The organism is Duganella sp. (genome assembly GCF_039595735.1).
GTDB lineage: Bacteria > Pseudomonadota > Gammaproteobacteria > Burkholderiales > Burkholderiaceae_D > Rugamonas.
Map to the genome: position 1 here is coordinate 213,472 of NZ_JBCNLB010000002.1, position 21,781 is coordinate 235,252.

The 21,781-nt window shown below is 64.5% G+C and carries 20 protein-coding genes; 12 read left to right on the forward strand and 8 right to left on the reverse strand.

Annotated features, from left to right (window positions below):
- Positions 1-78 precede the first annotated feature (78 nt).
- From ABDW57_RS05995 to ABDW57_RS06010, 4 genes are read left to right on the forward strand one after another with little or no spacing between them, the layout of a single operon-like run.
- Positions 79-480, forward strand: a complete 402-nt coding sequence (locus ABDW57_RS05995) for a response regulator (RefSeq protein ID WP_343729295.1) — start codon at positions 79-81, stop codon at positions 478-480.
- A gap of 4 nt (positions 481-484) precedes the next feature.
- Positions 485-2,413, forward strand: a complete 1,929-nt coding sequence (locus tag ABDW57_RS06000; RefSeq protein WP_343729296.1) for a bifunctional diguanylate cyclase/phosphodiesterase — start codon at positions 485-487, stop codon at positions 2,411-2,413.
- Positions 2,414-2,431: 18 nt separating this feature from the next.
- On the forward strand, positions 2,432-4,090 hold the full coding sequence (locus tag ABDW57_RS06005; protein WP_343729297.1) for a methyl-accepting chemotaxis protein: 1,659 nt from the start codon (positions 2,432-2,434) through the stop codon (positions 4,088-4,090).
- A gap of 45 nt (positions 4,091-4,135) precedes the next feature.
- Positions 4,136-4,801 (forward strand): FecR family protein, encoded by a 666-nt coding sequence (locus ABDW57_RS06010; protein WP_343729298.1) that lies wholly within the window; start codon positions 4,136-4,138, stop codon positions 4,799-4,801.
- Here the strand turns inward: ABDW57_RS06010 and fur are convergent.
- Positions 4,798-5,250, reverse strand: a complete 453-nt coding sequence (fur, locus tag ABDW57_RS06015) for a ferric iron uptake transcriptional regulator (RefSeq protein WP_161008354.1) — start codon at positions 5,248-5,250, stop codon at positions 4,798-4,800. The genes ABDW57_RS06010 and fur overlap by 4 nt on opposite strands.
- Before the next feature lie 316 nt (positions 5,251-5,566).
- Between fur and ABDW57_RS06020 the strand changes: the two genes are divergently transcribed.
- From ABDW57_RS06020 to ABDW57_RS06030, 3 genes are read left to right on the forward strand one after another with little or no spacing between them, the layout of a single operon-like run.
- Entirely contained in the window at positions 5,567-6,820 is a 1,254-nt protein-coding gene (locus ABDW57_RS06020) for a hypothetical protein (protein WP_343729299.1), read from the forward strand.
- Positions 6,821-6,822: 2 nt separating this feature from the next.
- A complete protein-coding gene (locus ABDW57_RS06025; protein WP_343729300.1) occupies positions 6,823-7,263 on the forward strand; it encodes a phosphate ABC transporter substrate-binding protein in 441 nt (146 codons plus the stop codon).
- On the forward strand, positions 7,260-9,860 hold the full coding sequence (locus ABDW57_RS06030; RefSeq protein WP_343729301.1) for an EAL domain-containing protein: 2,601 nt from the start codon (positions 7,260-7,262) through the stop codon (positions 9,858-9,860). The genes ABDW57_RS06025 and ABDW57_RS06030 overlap by 4 nt, the downstream gene beginning before the upstream one ends.
- Position 9,861: 1 nt before the next feature.
- Here ABDW57_RS06030 and ABDW57_RS06035 read toward each other — a convergent pair whose 3' ends face one another.
- From ABDW57_RS06035 to ABDW57_RS06045, 3 genes are read right to left on the reverse strand one after another with little or no spacing between them, the layout of a single operon-like run.
- Positions 9,862-11,961 (reverse strand): TonB-dependent siderophore receptor, encoded by a 2,100-nt coding sequence (locus ABDW57_RS06035; protein ID WP_343729302.1) that lies wholly within the window; start codon positions 11,959-11,961, stop codon positions 9,862-9,864.
- A gap of 36 nt (positions 11,962-11,997) precedes the next feature.
- Positions 11,998-12,618 (reverse strand): metalloregulator ArsR/SmtB family transcription factor, encoded by a 621-nt coding sequence (locus ABDW57_RS06040; RefSeq protein ID WP_343729303.1) that lies wholly within the window; start codon positions 12,616-12,618, stop codon positions 11,998-12,000.
- The gene (locus tag ABDW57_RS06045; protein WP_343729304.1) at positions 12,615-13,832 is read right to left on the reverse strand and encodes an MFS transporter; all 1,218 of its coding nucleotides are present in this window, start codon (positions 13,830-13,832) and stop codon (positions 12,615-12,617) included. Before ABDW57_RS06045 ends, ABDW57_RS06040 begins: the two co-directional genes overlap by 4 nt.
- A 122-nt stretch (positions 13,833-13,954) precedes the next feature.
- Here ABDW57_RS06045 and ABDW57_RS06050 point away from each other — a divergent pair, with 122 nt between their 5' ends.
- Positions 13,955-14,293, forward strand: coding sequence for a hypothetical protein (locus ABDW57_RS06050; protein WP_343729305.1), 339 nt, complete (start codon positions 13,955-13,957; stop codon positions 14,291-14,293).
- 45 nt (positions 14,294-14,338) lie between these two features.
- Positions 14,339-14,863, forward strand: coding sequence for a hypothetical protein (locus ABDW57_RS06055; RefSeq protein ID WP_343729306.1), 525 nt, complete (start codon positions 14,339-14,341; stop codon positions 14,861-14,863).
- On the opposite strand, the gene ABDW57_RS06060 is transcribed toward ABDW57_RS06055, so the two are convergent.
- The 3 genes from ABDW57_RS06060 to ABDW57_RS06070 all read right to left on the reverse strand — a co-directional run bounded on the left by ABDW57_RS06060 (position 14,811) and on the right by ABDW57_RS06070 (position 18,138).
- A complete protein-coding gene (locus ABDW57_RS06060; protein WP_343729307.1) occupies positions 14,811-15,836 on the reverse strand; it encodes a transporter in 1,026 nt (341 codons plus the stop codon). The two genes, ABDW57_RS06055 and ABDW57_RS06060, sit on opposite strands and share 53 nt — an antisense overlap.
- 6 nt (positions 15,837-15,842) lie before the next feature.
- A complete protein-coding gene (locus ABDW57_RS06065) occupies positions 15,843-16,682 on the reverse strand; it encodes an HDOD domain-containing protein (protein WP_176647119.1) in 840 nt (279 codons plus the stop codon).
- Positions 16,683-16,854: 172 nt separating this feature from the next.
- A complete protein-coding gene (locus tag ABDW57_RS06070; protein ID WP_343729308.1) occupies positions 16,855-18,138 on the reverse strand; it encodes a D-amino acid dehydrogenase in 1,284 nt (427 codons plus the stop codon).
- A 97-nt stretch (positions 18,139-18,235) separates the two neighbouring features.
- Between ABDW57_RS06070 and ABDW57_RS06075 the strand changes: the two genes are divergently transcribed.
- The 3 genes from ABDW57_RS06075 to ABDW57_RS06085 are packed head-to-tail and all read left to right on the forward strand — an operon-like array spanning position 18,236 to position 20,627.
- Entirely contained in the window at positions 18,236-18,733 is a 498-nt protein-coding gene (locus ABDW57_RS06075) for an Lrp/AsnC ligand binding domain-containing protein (RefSeq protein ID WP_072788401.1), read from the forward strand.
- A 54-nt stretch (positions 18,734-18,787) separates the two neighbouring features.
- Positions 18,788-19,036 (forward strand): hypothetical protein, encoded by a 249-nt coding sequence (locus ABDW57_RS06080; protein WP_343729309.1) that lies wholly within the window; start codon positions 18,788-18,790, stop codon positions 19,034-19,036.
- 52 nt (positions 19,037-19,088) lie between these two features.
- Positions 19,089-20,627, forward strand: a complete 1,539-nt coding sequence (locus ABDW57_RS06085) for a hypothetical protein (protein WP_343729310.1) — start codon at positions 19,089-19,091, stop codon at positions 20,625-20,627.
- On the opposite strand, the gene ABDW57_RS06090 is transcribed toward ABDW57_RS06085, so the two are convergent.
- The gene (locus ABDW57_RS06090) at positions 20,624-21,772 is read right to left on the reverse strand and encodes an efflux RND transporter periplasmic adaptor subunit (RefSeq protein WP_343729311.1); all 1,149 of its coding nucleotides are present in this window, start codon (positions 21,770-21,772) and stop codon (positions 20,624-20,626) included. The two genes, ABDW57_RS06085 and ABDW57_RS06090, sit on opposite strands and share 4 nt — an antisense overlap.
- Between the last annotated feature and the right edge of the window lie 9 nt (positions 21,773-21,781).

Here is a 21,781-nt window from a genome sequence, read left to right on the forward strand (position 1 = left end):
TCTCAACTGGTAGCAAACTGTATTGTTCTCCCATGCGCTGGACGGCCGCGAGCCGCCGTCCGAACAAGGGAGTAACCAGTGTCTTATCCGGATCCACAATTTTCCAGTATCGCCATCGTTGACGACGACGCGGCCGTTCGCGTCGGTTTGCGCAGTCTGCTGCGCTCCTACGGTTACGAGGCCCATGCCTACGATTCCGCGCTGGCCTTCCTGGCCTCCGGCGCGCTGGGCGACTACCACTGCATCATCACAGACCTGCAAATGCCTGGGATGAGCGGCATCGAGCTGCTGGAGCAGCTGCGCCGCGAAGGCAACCCGCTGCCGGTGATCCTGATGACCGCCTTCCCCGAGGCCGCGCTGCGCAAGCGCGCATTTCAGGGCGGCGCTTCCTGCTTTTTGAGCAAACCCTTTGAAGCGAATGAACTGCTGCTTTGCCTGAAGCAGGCCAGCGGCAACCACAACGCCACCGCCGAGGAGTAAGCCGATGAATCACACCACCAGCAGTTCGCGCCGATTGATCTATCTTTTGCTGCTGCTGGTGATTGCGGCCAGCGTGGCGCTGTCGATCGTGATGGAGCACACCGCGCACAATATCCGCCGCAACGAAACGCCGCTGCTGAACAGCACCATCCCGCAGATGCGCTACCTGGGCGACTTTGAAAGCGCCTTGCTGCGCTATCAGCTGGCACTGGACAAACGCTTCACCGATTCGATCACGCCGGACCGCTTCCAGTTCCTGGAGAGCATGGGCCGCACCGAACTGGATGCCACGATCGCGCAACTGCGCCCCAGCCTGGGCGATGGCCCGGAGCTGGGTGCCCTGCGCGACGGCTATCAGAGCATCGTCCGCCTGACGCCGGAATTTGAGCGCAACGTCGACCGCAATCCGGCCGCCGCCCGCGCGGTGCTGATCAAGATGAACGAAGAGGTCAAACTACTGCGCGCCCATGTCGACGACCTGCAGCAGGATGTGGAAAACGCCATCTACGACAACGGCACCATGGCCAACCGCGCCATCGGCTGGATTACGGGGCTGGTACACGTGTTTGATGTACTGGCGCTGGTGACAAGCGTCTTCCTGTTCTATCACGTGCGGGCCCGGGTGCGGATGGAGGATGAGCTGAGCCACCAGGCGCGCCACGATCCGCTCACCGGCCTGGCGCACCGCCGCAGTTTCGAGGCGCGCCTGGCCGCGCTGCCGGCCGTGCCGCACGTGGTGGTGCTGGGCACCATTGACCGCTTCTCGCGCATCATCGGCGGCTTTGGCCATGCCTTTGGCGACCGTATCATGGTCGGCCTGGCGGCCCGCATCCGCGCCGCGGCGGAGCGCAGCGGCGGCGAAGTATTCCGTCTGGATGGCGCCAACTTCGCCATCCTGTACCGCATGTCGTGCGAAGACGAGGCATTCAGGCAGGCCCTGTCCAGCTTGCGCGACGAAGTGCGCAACCCTTACGATTGCGAGGGCCATGAAATCTACACCACCCTGAGCCTGGGCGCGGTCACTTTCCCGCTGCATGGCGCAACGCCGCACACCCTGCTGCGCAACGCCGACGCCGCGCTGCAGGCGGCGCGCAAGGCGGGCGGCGACCGCCTGGTGGTCTACTCGCAGCAGCTCAACGCCGAAGCCGGCGAGCGGCTGGACATGGAATCGCTGCTGCGCCACGCGGTGGAACGCAACGAGCTGGAACTGCACTATCAACCGCAGCAGGCATTGCTTGACGGCGGCTTGATCGGCTTTGAAGCGCTGCTGCGCTGGCGCCGTCACGGCAAGCTGATTTCGCCGGCCGAATTCATTCCGCTGGCCGAGGAATCGGGCCTGATCGTCGCGATCGGCAACTGGGTACTGGAGGAGGCTTGCCGCCAGATCAGCGTGTGGCAGGCGGAGACCGGCCAGCGGGTGGTGGTGGCGGTGAATATCTCACCGCGCCAGTTTGCCGCGCCGGGCTTCCTGGCCCACATCGAGGATCTGCTGGCCACCACCCACGTCGACCCATCCTGCCTGGAGCTGGAAATCACCGAGAGCGTGATGGTGGAAGACGCCGAAAGCGCGATCGCCTTGCTGCACCGACTGCGCGCGCTGGGCCTCAAGCTGGCCATCGACGATTTCGGCACCGGCTATTCCAGCCTGGCCTACCTGTCGCGCTTCCCGATCCACAAGCTGAAGATCGACCAGTCGTTCGTGCGCAATATGCACGCGGTGAGCGAGCAGGGCGCCATCGTGCAGGCCACCATCGGCCTCGGTCACAGCCTGGGGCTGACCGTGATCGCGGAGGGTGTGGAGTCTGAAACCCAGCGCGCCATGTTGAGCAACTGGCGCTGCGACGAAATCCAGGGTTATTACTACAGCCGTCCGCTGCCGGCGGCATCGGCCCTGAACTTCCTCGAAGGAAGCCTGCAACTGCAGGCAGCATGATTAATTAAGGAGATCGCCATGAAATGGTTCCGCAACCTGAAAATCGCAAAGAAATTGAATGTGGTGGTCGCCGCCATGCTGGCGCTGATGATGGCGCTGGGCGTGTTTTCCGTATTCCAGCTATATGAACTGGACCGTGTGACCAATGAAATCAATCATCGCTGGGCGCCCGGGGTGCGCAATGCGCTGGACATCAAGTACGGGCTGACGCGCTTCCGTACCTTTGAGCTGTTCCATGTGGTGTCGACCGAGCCGGACATCCTGCGCAAGTACGAACAGGACATGGAAAACCAGATGCAGCAGGTGCAGCAATCGGTGACGGCTTACGCGGCGCAGCCGCGCAGCGGCGAGGAGATGGAAATCATCGCCCAGTTGCGCGACTCGCTGGCGGATTACAGCGGCGCGGTACGCAAGGTGGTGTCGCTGTCGCGCGGCGGCGATGACGTGGCGGCGCTGGGCGTGGTGCGCGGCGATTCGCGCAAGTACGACTTCCAGGCCATGGCCCTGGTGGACAAGCTGGTCGCCATCAATGAAAACGGCAGCGCCCAGGCGGCGTTGTCGGCCGATCAGACCTATCTGCATGCACGCCACCTGATCTTCGGCTTCATGGCCGGCGCCCTGGTGCTGGGCCTGCTGCTGGCCGGCCGTGTGGCGCGTCTGATCTCGGCGCCGCTGGCGCGCGCGGTGGACGTGGCGCGGCGCGTGGCCGACGGCGACCTGCGGGTGGACGCTGAAGTGGCCGGCCGCGACGAAACCGCCGACCTGCTGCGCGCCATGAACCAGATGAGCGCCAACCTGCAGCGCATGGTGACCCAGGTGCGCAGCGGCACCGACACCATTGCCAGCGCTTCGGCGCAAATCTCGGCCGGCACCGGCGACCTGGCGCAGCGCACCGAAGGCCAGGCCGCCACGCTGGAGGAAACCGCGGCCACGGTGGAACAACTGAGCACCACGGTGGCCAACAATGCCGACAAGGCCGAACAGGCGTACAAGCTGATGGACCAGACGGCCTCGGTGGCGCGCGAGGCCGAACTCGCGGTATCCACGGTGACCGCCACCATGGAGCGCATCAGTGCCTCCTCGCGCCAGATCGGCGATATCGTCGGCCTGATGGACAGCATCGCTTTCCAGACCAATCTGCTGGCGCTGAACGCGGCGGTGGAAGCAGCACGCGCCGGTGAACATGGACGCGGCTTTGCGGTGGTGGCGGGCGAGGTGCGCGCACTGGCGCAGCGCAGCGCGCAGTCGGCCAGGGAGATCAAGGAGCTGATCGCGCATTCGCTGGCGGAAGTCAGCGGCGGCGGACGCGCCGTGAAAGAGGCCAGCGCCACCATCGACGACGTGGTGCGGGGCGTGCTGCGCGGCGCCGCGCTGATGGGCGACATCAGCAACGGCACGCGCGAGCAAAGTCTGGGACTGCAACTGGTGAACCGCACGCTGGCGTCGATGGACAGCGTGACCCAGCAAAATGCCACCCTGGTGGAGGAATCGCTGGCGGCCATCGTCTCGCTGCAGGAACAGGCCGAGCGCCTGGCGCGCAGCGTCAGCCTGTTCAAACTGGCCGGCAGCGCGCGCGAGGAATTGACCGTGATCGACATGCCGGCCCCGCTGGCGGCCAAGAAACCGCGCCACGCGCCAGCGGCCAGCGGCCTGAATTACGTCGCTGGCCTGGTTTGAGCGGCTGAGGTATGCTGGTGCTTTCCACAGCGGGGACCACCAGCCATGCGACGCATTCTTCTCATCCTCTTCCTGGCGCTGGGCGCGGGCGGCGCGCTGGCGGCGCAGGTGGCCGGCGTGGTGCTGCAGGTGAGCGGGCCGATGACGGCGCGCTCGCCGGCCGGTGTAGTAAAAAACCTGCAGGCGAAGTCGGAAGTGGAGAGTGGCGATACGCTGAGCACCGCAGCCGGCGCGTATGCGGTGGTGCGCTTCATCGACAACAGCGAGCTGGCGCTCAAGCCGGGAACCACCGTCAGGATCGAACAGTTTGCCTTTGACGCGGCCAGGCCGGAAGCCGACCGCGCGGCCTACACCCTGGTGAAGGGCGGCCTGCGCTCCATCACTGGCCTGCTTGGCCAGCGCAACAAGGACAGGTTCGCGATGAAAACCCCCAGCGCCACCATCGGCATCCGCGGCACCACCTTTTTTCTTGAATACCTGACCGGCAAAGGCGATGCCGACCCGTCGCCGGGACTGGAGCCGGGCCTGCACGTGCACGTCAGCGCCGGCGGCATTTCCATCGTCAACGGCGCCGGCGAATTCCGGTACGATCCCGGACAATTCGGCTTCATCAAGGACGATAAAACCAGGCCAGTGAAAATGTTTGCCAATCCCGGCATGCAGTTCACGCCGCCGGTCTCCTTCGGCACTGCCGATACCCTCACGCCCTAAGTCCGGCGCAGTTTTTTGGCCGCCATCGGCTTGATGGTGGCGGCGCAGTCCCCGCAAAAGCCGTACAGCGACAGCGAGTGCTCGTGCAGCACGAAGTTGCGTTCGGCCGCCACCGCTTCCTGGCGCTGCTCGATTTCGGCATCGAGGAACTCTTCCATGCGGCCGCAGTTGGTGCAGATCAGGTGGTCGTGGTGGCCGCCTTCGTTTAATTCAAATACCGAGGCCACCGACTCGAAATGGCGGCGGATCAGGATACCGGCGTCGGCAAACTGCATCAGCACGCGGTACACCGTGGCCAGGCCCATGTCGATATTTTCATCGTGTAGCAGGCGGTACACATCATCCGCGCTCAGGTGCTTGCTCTTGGTTTCCTGGAACAGTTGCAGGATGCGTAAGCGGGGCAGGGTGGCTTTCAAGCCAAGTTTGCGCAGTTCTTGAGGGATGTCCATGGGTCTTTAGAATGATAATGATTCCTATTCTCACTATAGCTGAAATTTAATTTCCTGGCAACGTGCGCGCACGCGCGTTAGCTTCCTGTCATCGAAATTGCCGGAATTGCACGGCAAACGTGTGATTTTTGGAGAGAATTTTTGGTATATTGCTCTAAAGTATCGACAGTTTCTTTCGGGAAGTATAAAGTTGATGGGTCAAATTAAATACCTCGCTGCGGCACCCCATCCTTGTGCCGCACGCCGGACCCTCTCCCATCCAGCCCAAATCAACGCTGCCTCGCGCGGACTGCGCACGCACGTAAGGAACTGTGTAATGAACGCCGATTTTTCGACGATGCGCGCCTCCATGGCCACCGTCACGATGCTGAGCTGCTGTGCAGCCCTGGCAGGCGAGCCTGTGGACGAGGAAGGCGCGCGCGTGAACTTCGGCGGATTCGGCACACTGGGCGTGGTGCACAGCAGCGACAGGCACTCGGACTTCACCGCCAACGCCCTGACGCCGGGCGACGCCGGGCACACCCGCCGCTGGAGTCCGGCGGTCGACAGCCGCCTTGGCGTGCAACTGGGCGTGGACCTGGACAGCAAGTGGTCGGCGGTGCTGCAACTGGTGGCCGAGCACACGCTGCGCAACGGCTACGCGCCGGTGGTGGAGTGGGCCAATGTGCAGTATCGCGCCACGCCGGATCTGAGCCTGCGCGTCGGCCGCATCGCGCTGCCGCTGTTCCTGAGCGGCGATTATCGCAAGGCCGGCTACGCCTTGCCGTGGGTGCGGCCGCCGGTGGAACTGTATGGCGCCATCCCGCTCTCCAACAGTGACGGCTTTGACGCCAGCTACCGCTGGCAGCTGGGCGATACCCATCATCTGACCCAGTTCTTCCTCGGGCATACCGATCTGCCGCTGGCGGCGGGAACGCGGGCGCAGGCGCGCCGCCTGACCGGCTTGTCCAACACCGCCAGCGCCGGCGCGCTGACCATGCGCGCCAGTGTGATGACTGCGGAACTGAGCGTGGACGTGGCGCGGCCATTGTTTGACGGCTTGCGCCGGTTTGGCCCGCAAGGCCAGGTGCTGGTCGAGCGTTACGAACTGGCGGCCAAGCGCGCGCTGGTGGTGTCGCTCGGTTTCAACTACGACCCCGGCCAGTGGTTTGCCATGGGCGAAATCGGCCGCATGAAAACGCATTCCTACCTCGGCGATAAAACCACCGGTTACCTGAGCAGCGGCTACCGCCACGGCGATGTGACGCCTTACCTGGTGTACGCCTTCTCGCGCGCGAACATGGAAACCAGCGTGGCCGGCCTCGATCTGGCCGCCATGCCGGCGCCGCAGTCGTTTGCCGGCACACAGCTGAACGCGGGCCTGAACCAGCTGCTGGCGGCGATCCCGCGCCAGCATGGCGTCAGCGCCGGTGTGCGCTGGGACTTCCGCCCCAACTACGCGCTGAAGCTGCAGGCAGGGCGCTTCACGCCGGAGCAAGGCTCCACCGGCACCTTTATCAACGTGCAGCCGGGCTTCCGCTCGGGGCGGCCGATCACGGTGCTGAGCGCCGCGCTGGATTTTGTGTTCTGACCATGCAGAAGCTCTTTTCCACATTGCTATTGAAGCTGGTGCTGGCCTGCCTGCTGCTGTGGGGCGGCGCGGCGGCGGCGTCCGACTTCGTGGTCATCGTTTCCGCCAAAAGCCCGGTCACGGCCTTGCGCGCCGAGCAGGTGGCGGCCATCTTCCTGTCGCAGACCGGGCACTTTCCCGGCGGCGAAGAAGCCACCGCGCTTGACCTGCCGTTTGGCAGCCCGCTGCGCGACGCTTTCTACAGCAAGGTGGCGGCGCGCACGCCGGCGCTGATGAAAGCCTACTGGACCAAGATGGTGTTCACCGGCCGCGCGCAGCCGCCGCGCGAACTGCCCAACAGCGCCGCCGTGCGCAAGATGGTGGCCGATAACCCGGCCATGATCGCCTACATCGACCGATCGGCGCTGGATGCCAGCGTCAAAGCCATACAGGTGACCCCATGAACTCTGCCAAGGAAACCCTGCGCGCGCGCTGGCTGCGGCGCGGTCTCGATACCCATGTTTCGCTGCCGCTGTTTGCCCTGTTGCTGCTGGTGTCGATCTGGGTGGTGACCTTCCACGAGATCGACGCCGAGCGCGAACACGCGCAGGACGCGGCCGTCGATTCGCTGCAGGAGATGCTGGGCACCTATGAGGCGCAGGTGGCGCGCAGCATCGACGGCATCGACCAGACCCTGCGCGTGTTGAAGTACGCGGTGGAGCGCAAGGGCGCGTTGGGCGCCTTGCCGGAACTGGGACGCGAAGGCTTGCTGCCGCCGGGCGTGGTCTTTGTGGTCAGCATCGTCGACCGCAATGGCACTACGGTGGCCAGCAATCCGCGCGCGCTGCCGATCTCGGTGGCGGACCAGGGCTATTTCAAGTTCCATCTTGAGCGCGACAGCGGCGCCACCTACGTCAGCCCGGCCACACGCGACGCCGCCAACAGCGAATGGCATCTGCACTTCACGCGCAGGCTGGATGACGTGAACGGCAATTTCGCCGGCATCGTCATTGTGGAAACCGATCCGGCTTACTTCACCAGCAGTTATGAGCGCAGCCGCCTTGGCGAGCATGGCCAGCTGGGCCTGGTGGGCACGGACGGCGTGGTGCGCGTGCTGCGCACCGGCGACAGGATCTCCTTCGGCCAGCGGCTGGAGGGCGGCGCCGGCAAATACAGCGGCATGCGCGAGCTGCATGGCATCGGCCTGAGCGTGTTGGTCGGTCTCGATGAAGGCGACCTGATGGCCGGCTTCGAGCGTCAGCGGCGCGAGAAGCTCTGGGAGGGCGGCATCCTCAGCACGGCGCTGGTGTTGGTCGCCGGCCTGTTGTGGATATGGTCGTGGCAAGGGGCGCGCACCCGGGCGCGCATGCGGCACGCGCAGGAGACTTACGCCGCCGCATCAGCCGCCAGCCTGGATGCCTTCTTCGTCATGCGCGAACTGCGCGACGCGCAGGGCGAGATCGTGGACTTCAGCTTTGTCGACGCCAATGTGCGCGCCGAGAAAATGACCGGTTTCCGCAAGCAGCGCTTGTGCAGCATGACGTTGTGCCAGTTGATGCCGCAGGCGCGCGAGAATGGCATGCTGCAACACCTGATCCATGTGGCCCATGTGGGCGGCGTGCATGAGCAGGAGTGGCAAAGCACCGTGCCGCATCTGCGCGCCAGCTGGCTGCACCAGCAGGTGGTGGCAGTACGCGGCGGCATTGTGGCCATCGTGCGCGACATCTCGGAACGCAAGCTGGCCGAGGAACGCATGCTGCATCTGGCGCACCACGATACCCTGACCGGGCTGCCGAACCGCAGCCTGATCAGCGACCGCCTCGACCTGACCATCGCCCAGGCCCAGCGCAACGGCGGTTCGGTGCTGGTGGCCTTCATCGACCTGGACGGCTTCAAGCTGGTGAACGATGGCCTGGGCCACAACGCTGGCGACGAACTATTGAAAGTGGTGGCGGAGCGCATGTCCGGCTGCCTGCGCGCCAGCGACACCGTGGGCCGTTTTGGCGGCGATGAATTCGTGCTGCTGCTGACCGAGCCGGGTTCCGGCGTGGATGCGGCGCCGGTGCTGGAGCGCGTGCGTGAAGCGGTGCTGCAGTCGATCAGCCTGTGCGGACAGGAAGTGCAGGTCAGCTGCAGCATCGGCGTGGCCGTGTACCCGAACGATGGCAACGACGCCGAAACCTTGCTGATGAATGCCGACGCGGCGATGTACCGCGCCAAGGAGAAGGGCAAGAACAACTGCCAGTTCTACACCCGCGAAATGAACGCCAGCATCGAGGAGAAGCTGGTGCTGCTGGAAGGCTTGCGCTGTGCGCTGGACGAAGGCCAGTTCCGCCTGGTCTACCAGCCCAAGGTGGACCTGCACAACGGCCGCGTGTTTGGCGTCGAGGCACTGGTGCGCTGGGAGCATCCCGAGCACGGCGTGATCGGGCCGGACCGCTTCATCCCGCTGGCCGAGGAAAGCGGCATGATCGTGGCGCTGGGCGAGTGGGTGTTGCGTACCGCCTGCGCGCAAAACCGCGCCTGGCAGGACATGGGCTTGCCGCCGCTGCGCGTCTCGGTCAACGTGTCGCCGCGCCAGTTCGAGGAACAGGGACTGGTGGAGCGCGTGCGCCAGGCGCTGGATGACAGCGGCCTGGCGCCGGAATGGCTGGAGCTGGAAGTGACGGAAGGCGTGATCATGCGCGACCTGCAGCAGGCCGTGGCCAAGATGGCGCAGGTGCGGGCGATGGGCGTGTCGCTGTCGATTGACGACTTCGGCACCGGCTATTCCAGCCTGTCGGCACTGAAGTCCTTCCCCATCTCCACCCTGAAGATCGACAAATCCTTTGTGCGCGATCTGGGCCGCAGCTGCGGCGACGAAGCGATCGCCAGCTCCATCATCGGGCTGGCGCACCGCCTGCGGCTGCGGGTGATTGCGGAAGGCGTGGAGACCGAACAGCAGCGCAGCTTCCTGCGCGAGAACGGCTGCGACGAGATGCAGGGCTACCTGTTCAGCCGTCCGCTGGCGCCCGGTCAGCTGGCCGCGCTACTGAGCGCGCCAGCGATGAGGGCCGCCTGACTTAGTAAGTCCAGCTCAGGGTGGCGCTGCCGTTGCGCGGCGCCGCGTAGTAGCTCTGGGTCCAGTACAAACTGGTCAGGTGCTTCTTGTCGGTCACGTTGTTCAGGTTGACCGACAGCGACAGGTGCTTGTCGATTTCATAGCGCGCCATCAGGCCCAGCGTGGCATACGATGGCTGTACGGTGCGGATGCCGCCGCCCTGGTCGACCGAGGTTGCGCTCTGCCAGGCCAGCGTGCCGCCCACCTTCAGCGCCGGCAGCGCCGGCACGCGGTAGGTGGTGTTCACGCGCAGCGTGGTGCGCGGAATGAAGGTGCGCACCGCCTTGCCATCGTCGCCCTTGAGCGACGTCAGCCGGGTCAGGCCGGCGCTGGCTTGCCAGTTCTTGTCCAGATCGCCCGACAGATCAAATTCGTAACCCTGCGATTCCGCATTCACGCCGCGGTAGTAGGTCTTTACGCCGATCATGCCGGCCGCTTCGGCGGTATTGTCCTGTTGCGTCTTGAACACCGCAGCCGAAGCATTCAGCTTGCCGTTGAACAGGGCGGCTTTCAGGCCGGCCTCGGTGGTCTTGCCTTCGATCGGATCAAGCGGGGCGCCGGTGGCGTCGATCTCGCTTTGCGGATTGAAGATCTCGGTGTGGCTGGCGTAGGCCGACCATTCATGGCTGATGTCGTACACCACGCCCACATAAGGCGTGGTCTTGTTGGCCGACTTGTACTTGCTGGTGCCGTAGGAATTGCCGTTGCTGCGGGCGCGGGTCGAATTCAGGCCGGTCAGCAGCTTCCAGTCGTCGGCCAGGTTGAAGCGGGCGGCCAGGAACAAGGTGTTGCGGCGGTCTTCGTAGCTGCTGCCGTCGACGGAAGCGTCAAAGGACGGCATCGGGTAGCTGCCGTCAAACGCGGTCTGGCCCGGCATTTCGGTGCCGATGCCCTGGCCGTAATGCGAGGCGTCGTTCAACTTCGAGCGCGACCAGCTGTAGCCGAAGCTCAGGTCGTGCTGGCGCCCGCCCAGGCTGAACTTGCCGTCGACCGCAAGGTCGGCCAGGGTTTGCTTCTGATCGGCGCCGTATTGCGACGGATAGGCATACAGGCCGCCGCCACCGGTCTTGTTCGGCGTGCCGTAGACGTACAGCAGGTTCGAGTCCGACTTGTCGGTGATGTAGCTCAGCGTGCCTTGCACCTTCCAGCCCTGGCCCAGATTGTGGCTCAGTTCGGCGAAGGTGGTATTGGTGGTGGTGTCCCAGCGCGACCAGTTGGCCGAGGTGTTGGTCGATACCGGGTAGTTGGTCGGACTGCCATCGGCGTAGTACAGCGGCAGCGCGCCCCACATCACGCCCTTGCTGCGGTTGGTTTCGTAGGTGTGGCCCACGGTCAGCAGGCTGTCCTTGCCGAGCTGCGCTTCCACCACCGCGTATGCCACGGTTTTCTTGGGCGAGAAGCGGTCCAGATAGGAGTCGCTTTCCTGCTGCACCAGCACGGCGCGGCCGGCAACGGTGCCGCTGTCATTCAGCTTGGTGCTGACATCGCCCTCGATGCGGCGCTGGTTCCACGAGCCGAGCGTCAGGCTGGCGCTGGCGGTCGTGGTGGCGGTCGGACGCTTGCGGATGAAGTTGACGGTGGCGGAGGGGTTGCCGGTGGATGCCATCAGGCCGTTGGCGCCGCGCACGATGTCGATGCGCTCATACAGGGCGGTGTCGATATCGCCCTGCACATTGCCGAATACCTGCGGCATGCCGACGCCGTCGTACTGGAAATTGACCACGTCAAAACCGCGCGCGGTGTAATAGGTGCGGCTGGTTTCCACCTTTTCCACGGTGACACCGGTGGTGGCGGCCAGCACCGAGTTGATGTTATCCAGCTTGAAATCGTCCATCAGTGCGCGCGTGACCACCGAGACCGATTGCGGGGTCTCGCGCAGCGACAATTCCAGCTTGCCGGCGGACTTGGTGTTGCGTGCGGTGTAGACGTTTTCTTCCGCAGTGCCGGTGACCGTCACCGTCTGCATTTGCGTGTCGGACGTGTCGTCGGCGGCGACGGTCAGGCCGGAATAAATCATCGACAACGCCAGCAACATCGGGCGCAGGTGCAGGTGACGGGGCATGCAGAACTCCTTGAATAAGAATGAGAATGATTCTTATTATAGAGTTTTAATGACGTACACGCAACGGCGCGCGCCTCCGAGCAGGTGTTCGACCCGTCCGACCGAGCAATCCGGCCCCAGCACGCGCTGGAACACGTCCAGCTCCGAGCGGCAGAATTTCTGGCACTGCCGGGCGGCGGCGCAGATCGGACAGTGGTTTTCGATCAGCAGCAGGCTGCCGTCCTCCTGTTGTTCAAGCTCGGCCATGTAGCCTTCGCCGCTGCGGGCTTGCACCAGGGCCTGCACCCGTTCCTGCAGTGTGCGGCTGCCGGCCATGTGCTGGCGGTAATCGCGCTCGCTGGCCGCCTCGCGCGAGCTGATCAGCTTTTCCAGCCCGGCGTCGCCAAACAGCGTGCGCACCTGGTCGATCAGTTGCAGGGTCAGTTCGGCGTGGCGATCGGGAAAGCGCGCGTGGCCGGCCTCGGTCAGCAGCCAGCGGCGCGCCGGCCGGCCCGGTTTGTCGGCCACGTCCTCATAGGTGACCATGCCTTTGTCCTGCCACGACTCCAGTTGCCTGCGCGCGCCCATCGAGGTCAGGTCGAGCAGGGCGGCCAGTTGCTGGGCGGTTTGCGGGCCGCGCGTTTTGAGCAGGAACAGCGTTTGTTCGGCGGTATTCATGGCACGGCGCCTTCCACCCGGCGGTTCATGCTGTGGTGCCAGCTGTGCATGCGCCAGGCCGACCAGGCGCTGAGGGCGGCGCCCAGCAGCAGGATCAGGCGGGTATCGATCAGCGTCAGCACCGCGCCGGCCTGCGCCATGATGATGTTGGCCAGGCAGAAAGTGGTGGAGATCAGGCCCATCACCGCGCCCTGGCCGTGGGCGCCGCCGAAGCGCTCGGCGCAGTAATTCGGCACGATGGCGTTGTAGAACGAGTGCGGAATGCCGTACAGGATGATGCAGATCAGCCCCAGCGTGGCATTGCTGGCGGCCAGCAGGGCGATGATGGCGGCCACGGTGAAGGCATACAGGCGCGCGCGCAGCAGCGGCTCGCCCTTGAACGGGCGGCCGGCCACAATGGTGGTGGCGGTCATCACCGCGCACATGGCGGCTGTGACCCAGGCGATGCCCTGGGCGCCATAGCCGGGCACTTCCACCAGCCACAGCGGGTAGAACTCATAGAACGCGGTGACGCCGCAGGTGTAGGCCAGCGTCACGATGAACAGGCTGCGCAGGTCCGGCTCGCGCAGCAGATTGAGCGAGTGACGGTCGCGCGCGACCTGCCACCATGCGGTGGTGGCGCCGGACGCGGCTTCGCGCGGCAGCGTGGCGGCCACCAGCGCGGCCACCAGCAGCAGGGCGGCGACCGCGACCCAGAACGGCGTGGTGATGCCGAACTGCAGGGTGGCGCCGGCCAGCAGCGGTCCGGCCAGCCAGCCCATGTAGAAGGCGCCATTCAGCCACGACAACGCCTTGCGGCGCAGGTCGCCGTCGAGCCGGTCGGCCAGCAGGGCGCGCGCGACCGAGCCGCTGCCTTCCAGCAGGCCGGTCACGAAACGGGCGATGATGAACAGCGGATAGTTTTCGATGATCAGCGCGCCCGCCGTCACAGCGTGGCCGATGGCGGCGCCGACCGCGGTAATCAGCAGCACCGGACGGCGGCCGTAGCGGTCCGACATCGGCCCCAGCAGCGCCGAGCCGATCAGCAGGCCGAGCGGATTGATGGTCAGGGCCAGGCCGAACAGCAGCTTCGGCGGCAGGCCGAGGAAGGTATTCAGGCCGTTGGTGGCGCCAGCGGCGAACAGCGGCGGCAGGATGGGATACGGCAGCGCCGCCCCGATGGTCGAGAGCAAGGCCAGCAGGCAAGCCGAAGCAATAAGCAGATGTGTTTTCATGCCCTCCACTGTAAGCCTGGCTCATCAATAAGTAAACAAAAAAGTTTATAAATTATGGGTTTGACGAAGATCAAACCTGCTCAGCTTGTCTGAGCGGGAATGCGCGGCGCAAGATAGATGGGATGGAAACGCAGACCGCACAAATCGAAGAACAACTGGGGTCGCTGGATCGGCGGCTGACGACGGTCGAACGCAATCTTGCCGCGCTGACCGTGGAAGTGGCGGTGTTGTCCAAGACCGCCGCAACAAAAGAGGATCTTGCCAAACTCGAAGGCGCACTGCGCGGCGAAATTGCCCGCATTGATGCCACGCTGCTTGTGCTTCAGGAAAACTGTGCAACCAAAGCGGACTTGTATAAGCTGGAAACACGCATCACGAAGTGGATGATCACGACCCTGGTTGGCGTGGCGGCCATGAATTCAGCCTTGATTCTGATTGTGGTAAAACTGCTGCAGCCATGAAAAGCGAGGCTGTATCATACGGCTTTTCATACAAGCAAACTCAACATGAAAGACTGGTTTGCCGGCGAGCGGGGTGCGTATTTTTTTCTTTGGCTCGGCATCGGCCTGATGGCGCTGTTTGGCGTGCTGGAGTACCGCTTTCCCAAGCCCGGGCAGCTGGAGACGGCGCGCGGGCGCGTGGTGTGGCAGCAGGAGACGCGCGGAGCGCTGTATTTCACCCTGTCCGACCAGCAGCAGTTGGTGTTATACGCGAAGGGTGATGCGGATGGCCGCCAGCGCGCCACCATCCGTGACGGCGCCATGTATCCGGTCAGTGTACAGTTTTTCCGCCAGCAGAAAACCGCGATCGGCTTCGCGCCCGGCAAGTTTTACACCGCGTATCTGGTGGCGGTCGGCGGCAAGGAAGTGGTGCCGCTCGCTGCGGTGCGCAGCGCGTATCGCCGCGATAATCTGATTGCGCTGGTGATGGGCATCGCGGCAACGCTGGCCGGCGCCTGGCGTGTGCGTGCGTTCCGGCCTAGCGTACCTCGCGCTGGCGGCGGAAGGCCAGCCAGCCGGCGATCACGGTAAAGCTGGCCACGATCACCACCACAATCAGGAAGCCGTGCTTCGATTCCGCCAGCGGAATGCCGCCCACGTTCATGCCCAGCAGGCCGGCGATGATGTTGATCGGCAGGGCCAGCACGGTCACCACAGTCAGCACGAACAGGCTGTGGTTGTTGGCTTCGCTGGCCAGCGCGGCAATCTCTTCCTGGATCAGCTTGATGCGTTCCTGCAGCGACGCCATGTCCGCCAGCACCATGGAGAATTCCTCGGTCGACTGGCGCAATTCCTGCGCGTCGATTTCCGCCATCCACGCCGGCGGTTTTTGCAGCAGACGGAACAGGGCTGACGGCTCCGGCGCCAGCAGGCGCTGCAGGCGTACCAGCACACGCCGCTGTGCGCCCAGGCTGGCGCGCTTGGTGGTCAGTTTGCCGGCCAGCAGACTGTCTTCGATGCCGTCCACGGTGGCAATCGCGTCGCGCACGATCTTGATCAGGGCATCGGCCTGGTCGCGCAGCAGGTGGATCAGCAGTTCCACCGATGAACGAATGGTCTCGCCGCTGCGCACCGCATTGCGCAAACTGTCCACCGCGCGCAGCGGCTTGCGGCGCGCGCTGATGACGATTTGCTGGTCGACGCTGAGCCAGAGGGTCGAGATGTCCGACGGCTCGAACGAAAAATCGTGCAGCACGTCGTTGACCACGGCAATCAGGGTGTTGTCGGCCAGTTCGATGCGGGTCGAGCGCGGGCCTTCGTGCAGGCTTTCATAGAACTCATCCGGCAGCGCGGTGTGCTCGTGCAGCCATTTTTCGCTGGCGGTGTTGGCCAGGTTGTAGTGCAGCCAGATGAATTCTTGCGGATGCTGGTCGCGCTGCCTGAGCCACGCGCAGGCGGCGTCGGTATCCAGCGGCTGGCCTTTGCCGTCGGCGCTGCGGCCAAACAGATAGCCGCACACCAGACCGGACTGGTCGGAACCGTAGGACAAGGACGTGGCCTGCATCGGCAATCAGACCAGCAGCGCGGCGCTCATTTCGGCCGCATCGCGTTTGGCTTCTTCCAGCATGCTGGCCAGTTTTTGCTCGTCGATGAACAGGTCGATGGCCGAGTCGGAATGCGGCGGCAGGTCGCGCTGCGGTTCCTGCAGCGGCGATTTCACCGGCGTCAGGTGGTTGGCCAGCAGCAGGGTGTCAAGCAGGGTGTCCGGCGGGATCGACATGAAACTGTCGCGCAGGCCTTCGATGGCGTCGGCCACCGGTTCCGGAATGCACAGCTTGCGCATCACTTCGCGGGTGATGATTTCCTCGCTGGCCGAGTGCCAGTTTTCCGGATCTTCGTCCAGCAGGCCGGGGAATTCGTCGGCGCGCGACAGCAGGTAGAAGCCGCCCACCTCATGCACGATGCCGGCAAACAGGGCGGTATCTTCGTTCACGCCGGTGACGTGGCGGGCAATCAGACGGCCCAGCGCGGCCACGGCAATGGTGTGGTCCCACAGCTTTTCAGCCTTGTTGCGCAGTGCCGGATCGGAGATTTTGCTGCCGAACTGGCGCACCACCATGGCGGCGGCCAGCGCGAACAGGTTCTGGTAGCCGATGCGCATGATGGCGCCGCGCACATTGGTCACCACCGGCGCGCCGGCGCGGTTGAACATGGCTGAATTCGAGATGGCCACGGTCTTCGCGGCCAGCAAAGGCTCCGCCAGCACCAGGCTGATGGCGGTGTCGATCGGGCAGTCGGGATCATCCAATGCCAGCTGTACGCGCAGCGCCGCATTCACGCTGGTCGGGAAGACGAGTTCGCCACGTATGGCCAGGGCCGCGATATGGCCGTATGCTTCGAGTTTGTTCATGGTCAAAATTATACGCAGGCTTGGCCCCAATCTCAACGCTCGAACAGCGTGAATGTGGGTTCATGCGCAGATAGTTGCCACAAACGGCAGCCGCTTGTGACAAGCGGATGACATGGGGGAGGGAACAGGCGTTCGCGGCGCCGGCACCGGCGCCGCGAACGAGGGAAAGGGATTACGCGTTGACCAGCTGCGGCTGGCGGGCGCCGCGTTCGGCGCTGTAACGGCTGACCGACAGGTCGTCGGCGCGGATGGCCGGACGGCGCGCCGAGATGATGTCCGACAGCAGCTGGGCCGAGCCGCAGGACATGGTCCAGCCCAGGGTGCCGTGACCGGTGTTGAGGTACAGGTTGCGCAGGCCGGTGCGGCCGACGATCGGGGTGCCGTCCGGGGTCATCGGGCGCAGGCCGGTCCAGAAGCTGGCTTCGGCGGTGTTGCCGGCGCCAGGGAACAGGTCGTTGACCACCATTTCCAGGGTTGCGCGGCGGCGCGGGTTCAGGGTTCTGTCGAAACCGGCGATCTCGGCCATGCCGCCCACGCGGATGCGGTCGTCAAAGCGGGTGACGGCGATTTTGTAGGTCTCGTCCAGGATGGTCGAGACTGGCGCGGCGTCGGCGTTCACGATCGGCACGGTGATGGAATAGCCTTTCAGCGGGTAAACCGGGATGCTGACCAGGTCCTTCAGCAGCGCGGTCGAGTAGGCGCCCATGGCCACCACGTAAGACTCGGCAGTCACCAGCTCGTCGCCGCATTTCACGCCCTTGATGGCGTCGCCTTCCGTGATCAGGCCGTTGATGTCGACGCCGTAGCGGAACTTCACGCCCAACTGCTCCGCCATGGCGGTCAGGCGGGTGGTGAACAGCTGGCAGTCGCCGGTTTCATCGTTCGGCAGGCGCAGGCCGCCAACCAGCTTGTTCCTGGCCAGGCCGGGTTCGGCGCTGACCAGTTGTTCGCGGCTCAGCAGTTCATAGGGCACGCCGGTTTCTTCCAGTACGCTGATGTCCTTGGCGGCGGCGTCCATCTGCTCCTCGGTGCGGAACAGCTGGGTGGTGCCTTGCTGGCGGCCTTCGTATTCGATGCCGGTGGCGGCGCGCAGGGCTTTAAAGCAGTCGCGGCTGTACTCGGCCAGGCGCACCATGCGTTCCTTGTTGACGGCGTAGCGTTCGGCATTGCAGTTTTGCAGCATCTGCCACATCCATTGCAGCTGGAACAGGGTGCCATCCGGTTTGATGGACAGCGGCGCGTGGCGCTGCACCATCCATTTCATGGCTTTCAGGGGAATGCCGGGAGCGGCCCATGGCGAGGCGTAGCCGGGCGAGATCTGGCCGGCGTTGGCGAAACTGGTTTCGAGGGCGGGACCGGGCTGGCGGTCCAGCACGGTGACGTCGTGGCCGGCCTTGGCCAGATAGTAGGCGCTGGTGACGCCGATCACACCGCTACCCAGGATAACTACGCGCATATTGCCCCCGATTATTTAACTGCAAGATATTCCGCTATGGTATTCTGGTTCAGATAGTGTTTGTTACTGTATATATTCGATAAAACAGTGGATTTTTATGCGAATTCAGAAAGAATCGGTCCGCGGCCTGGATAAACTGGACCGAAAGATATTGCAGATCCTGCAGGAGGATGGGCGCATCTCGATGAAGGATCTGGGCGAGCAGGTGGGCTTGTCGACCACCCCGACCATCGAGCGGGTCAAGCGCATGGAGCGCGATGGCGTGATCACCGGCTACCACGCGCGCATCGATCCGCCGTCGCTGGGCGCCAAGCTGCTGGTGTTTGTGGAAATCACGCTGAACCAGAAATCCGGGCCGGCGTTCGAGCAATTCCGGCGCGAGGTGCTGCGGATACCGGAGGTGCAGGAGTGTCATCTGGTGTCGGGCGATTTCGACTACCTGATTAAAGCGCGCATTCACGAGATGGCCGAATACCGCAAACTGCTGGGCGAAATGCTGCTCAGCCTGCCCGGTGCGGCACAGTCGAAAAGCTATGTGGTGATGGAGGAAATCAAGGAAACGCTGACGTTGTCGACCGAGGTGGTGCAGGGCTGATCTGCGTCAAAGTGCGCCGCTTGCATTCGACGGACGGCGGCGCATAATTTTTCCATGAACTCTCTCGAATCCACCAAATACCGTAACACTCTGGAAGCCGGTGGCGTTCCGCCTGCCCAAGCGCTTGCACATGCCGACGCGCTTGGGGAAGTCCTGGAGAACATCCCCACCAAAGATTGGGTCCGGGCCGAGATTCAGGCGCTCAAGTTCGATATGTTGAAATGGATGATCTCACTGTTCCTGGCACAGACCAGTGTTGCCATTGGCGCGGTCGTTGTCCTCATCCGCTACCTGCCGCACTAAGCCGCGCTTCAGTTACAATGCCATAATGGCATCACAACCAACTGGAGCAGGCGTGAATAGTCCGTCATCGCAGCTCGTCGTGCGCTCGCTGGACGAGCATTTATCTTCCGATCAGAGTTTCAGCTCCGCCTACGCGCGGGCGGTGGGCGCGATCGCCGGCAATGAGGGCAGCCTCACGCTGGCCCAATTCGCCGCCGTCACCGACATCGCCGGCGATGGCCAATCGTCCGCCGTGTTCACCGCACTGGTGCTGAACGCCATCGAATCCGGCGTCGAAGTCGATTGGGCGCTGAATGCGCTCAGCCGCAGCTGCACCGGCATCGACCAGTCGGCGCGCGAGCACGCGCTGAGCATGGCGATACCGCTGCTGGCGCTGCACGGCGCCGATGCGCGCTCACTGGCGCAGCGCCTGGCAAAAGCGCTGTCGGTGCGCCTGCCGGCGGAGGACCTGAATCGCCTGCCGCCAGCCGAGGAGCGCGGCATCCTTGCCAATCTGGGCGAACAGGCGCGCCGCCTGATGCGCGGGCGCTCGCTGGCCGACGCGGTGGCGGATTTCGGCCGCACCGCCGGCCAGCAGGAACTGATCAGTCATGCCCGTCATTTCCAGTCCGGCGAAATCGACCAGACCACATTGCGCGAGCTGGTGAGCGCCACCACCGCCGCCATCACGCAGGACATCGGCACGTACGTCGAGCAGGCGCGCCTGCTGTCGGCAGGCGAGGCGGCAGCCAGTTCGCTGGTCAGCGCCGCCAATGACCTGAAAAATCAGGTCACGCAGCGGCTGGTCCTGGTTGACCAGCGCATCGCCTACGAGCGCCGCCTGATGAGCGAGGAAATCGACGACGCCGTGCACGACGCCGGCAACGCCATCGAACTGGCGATGACCGACCGCCTCAACACCGACAAGTGGAAAGACGAAGACGTGTGGGCCAGCATGGGCCGCAACCAGTTCGGGCAGGAGATGGAACGGCGCCTGGACCGCATCGTGCGTCGCAAGGAGCAGGCCTTGCAACTGCTGCAGGAAGACCTGCGGCTGTTCCAGTCGGGGATGAAGCTGGGGCAGGCGACCGTGTTCCAGCGTCAGCACCACGCGGCGCTGGCCAAGCTGATGCCGCGCATGCGCATCGGCACGCGCATCGTCAACAAGCTCGATACGGCGGCCAACGTGACGCTGGTCAGCGGCGCGGCGGTGGCGGCCAGCACCGGCACGGCGGCTTACCTGATCGGCGCGGCGGTGGTGCTGCCAGTGGTGGCGCCGGTGGCGCCGTTTGTCGGCGGCGCGGTGCTGCTGGCCGGCGCGTTCAAATGGTTCACCGACGGCGGCAAGCGCAAACGCACCGAGATCCGCGACAAGCGCATCGCCTTTGAAGAAGAACTGCGCAAGCAGCTGCTGGCGGCGGAGCAGTCCTTCAACGCGCAACTGGACCAGGTGGCGGAAGGCTTCCGCGATTCGGCGGTGCAACTGCTGACGCCAATTCTGCTGGAAGCCGAAGCCGCCGGCCGCGTGCCCGGCATGCGCCAGCGGATTGCCGACCGTGTGATCACGCAAGCGCAAGCCGCCATTCGCCAGCTCGACGCCGAGCTGCGTTAGAGATTGCGCGCGATGATGGCGTCGGCGGCGCTGGCGGCCTGCTGCAGCGGCTGCGTCAAGGCTTGCGTGGTGTAGACCGGCGTTTGCGGCATGGCCGCGCCCAGCACCGGGCCGTCGGTCTTGCTGACATCGACCGACACGGTGGTCGACAAACCGATGCGCAGCGGATGTTCTTTCAGCTCCTTCGGATCAAGCGCAATCCGCACCGGCAAACGCTGCACTACCTTGATCCAGTTGCCGCTGGCGTTTTGCGCCGGCAGCAGCGAGAAGGCGCTGCCGGTGCCGGCCGACAGGCCCACCACGCGGCCGTGGAATTCCACTTTGCTGCCATACATATCCGCTTCCACCCTGGCCGGTTGGCCGACGCGGATGTTCTTTAATTCCGATTCCTTGAAGTTGGCATCCACCCACAGCTGATCCAGCGGCACGATGGCCATCAGCGAGGTGCCGGGCGTGGCGCGCGCGCCAATCTGCACGCTGCGCTTGGCGACGTAGCCCGACACCGGCGCCAGGATGGTGTTGCGGCGCGACGCCAGCCACGCCTGCACATAGTCCGCCTTGGCCGCCTGCACTGCCGGGTGCTGCGCCACGCTGACGCCGCTGACGCCAGCCTTGGCCGCTTCTTCCTGCCTGACCGCGACTGCAATCGCTGCACGCGCATCGGCCACGGCCTGGCGCGCATGCTCGACTTCCTCGCCGGAGATGGTGTGGTCGGCGGCCAGCGGCTTGCGGCGCGCCAGATCATCTTCGGCATTCTTCAACTGCAGCTTGCGCAGCGCGACGGTGGCGTCGTACTGCGCCACGTCGGCGTAGCGCTGACGTTGCTGGCGCACGGCGGCGCCCAACTTGGCATCGGCTTGCGCCAGCGCGATGTCGGCATCGGCGGCATCCAGCTGGATCAGCGGCGCGCCGGCTTGCACCATCTGCGTTTCATCGGCGCGGATCTCGGTCACGTTGCCGGTCACCTGCGACGACAGGTTGACCAGATTGCCGCCCACGTAGGCGTTGTCGGTCTCCTGCACCTTGGACAGCACGGCTTGGTAGTAGACCGCATACGCCGCGCCGGCGGCAATGAAGGCCAGCGTGATCGCGGCCAGCACGAATTTGCGCTTTTTCTCGTTTGGTTTGGTGATTTCAGTGCTCATGATGATGTG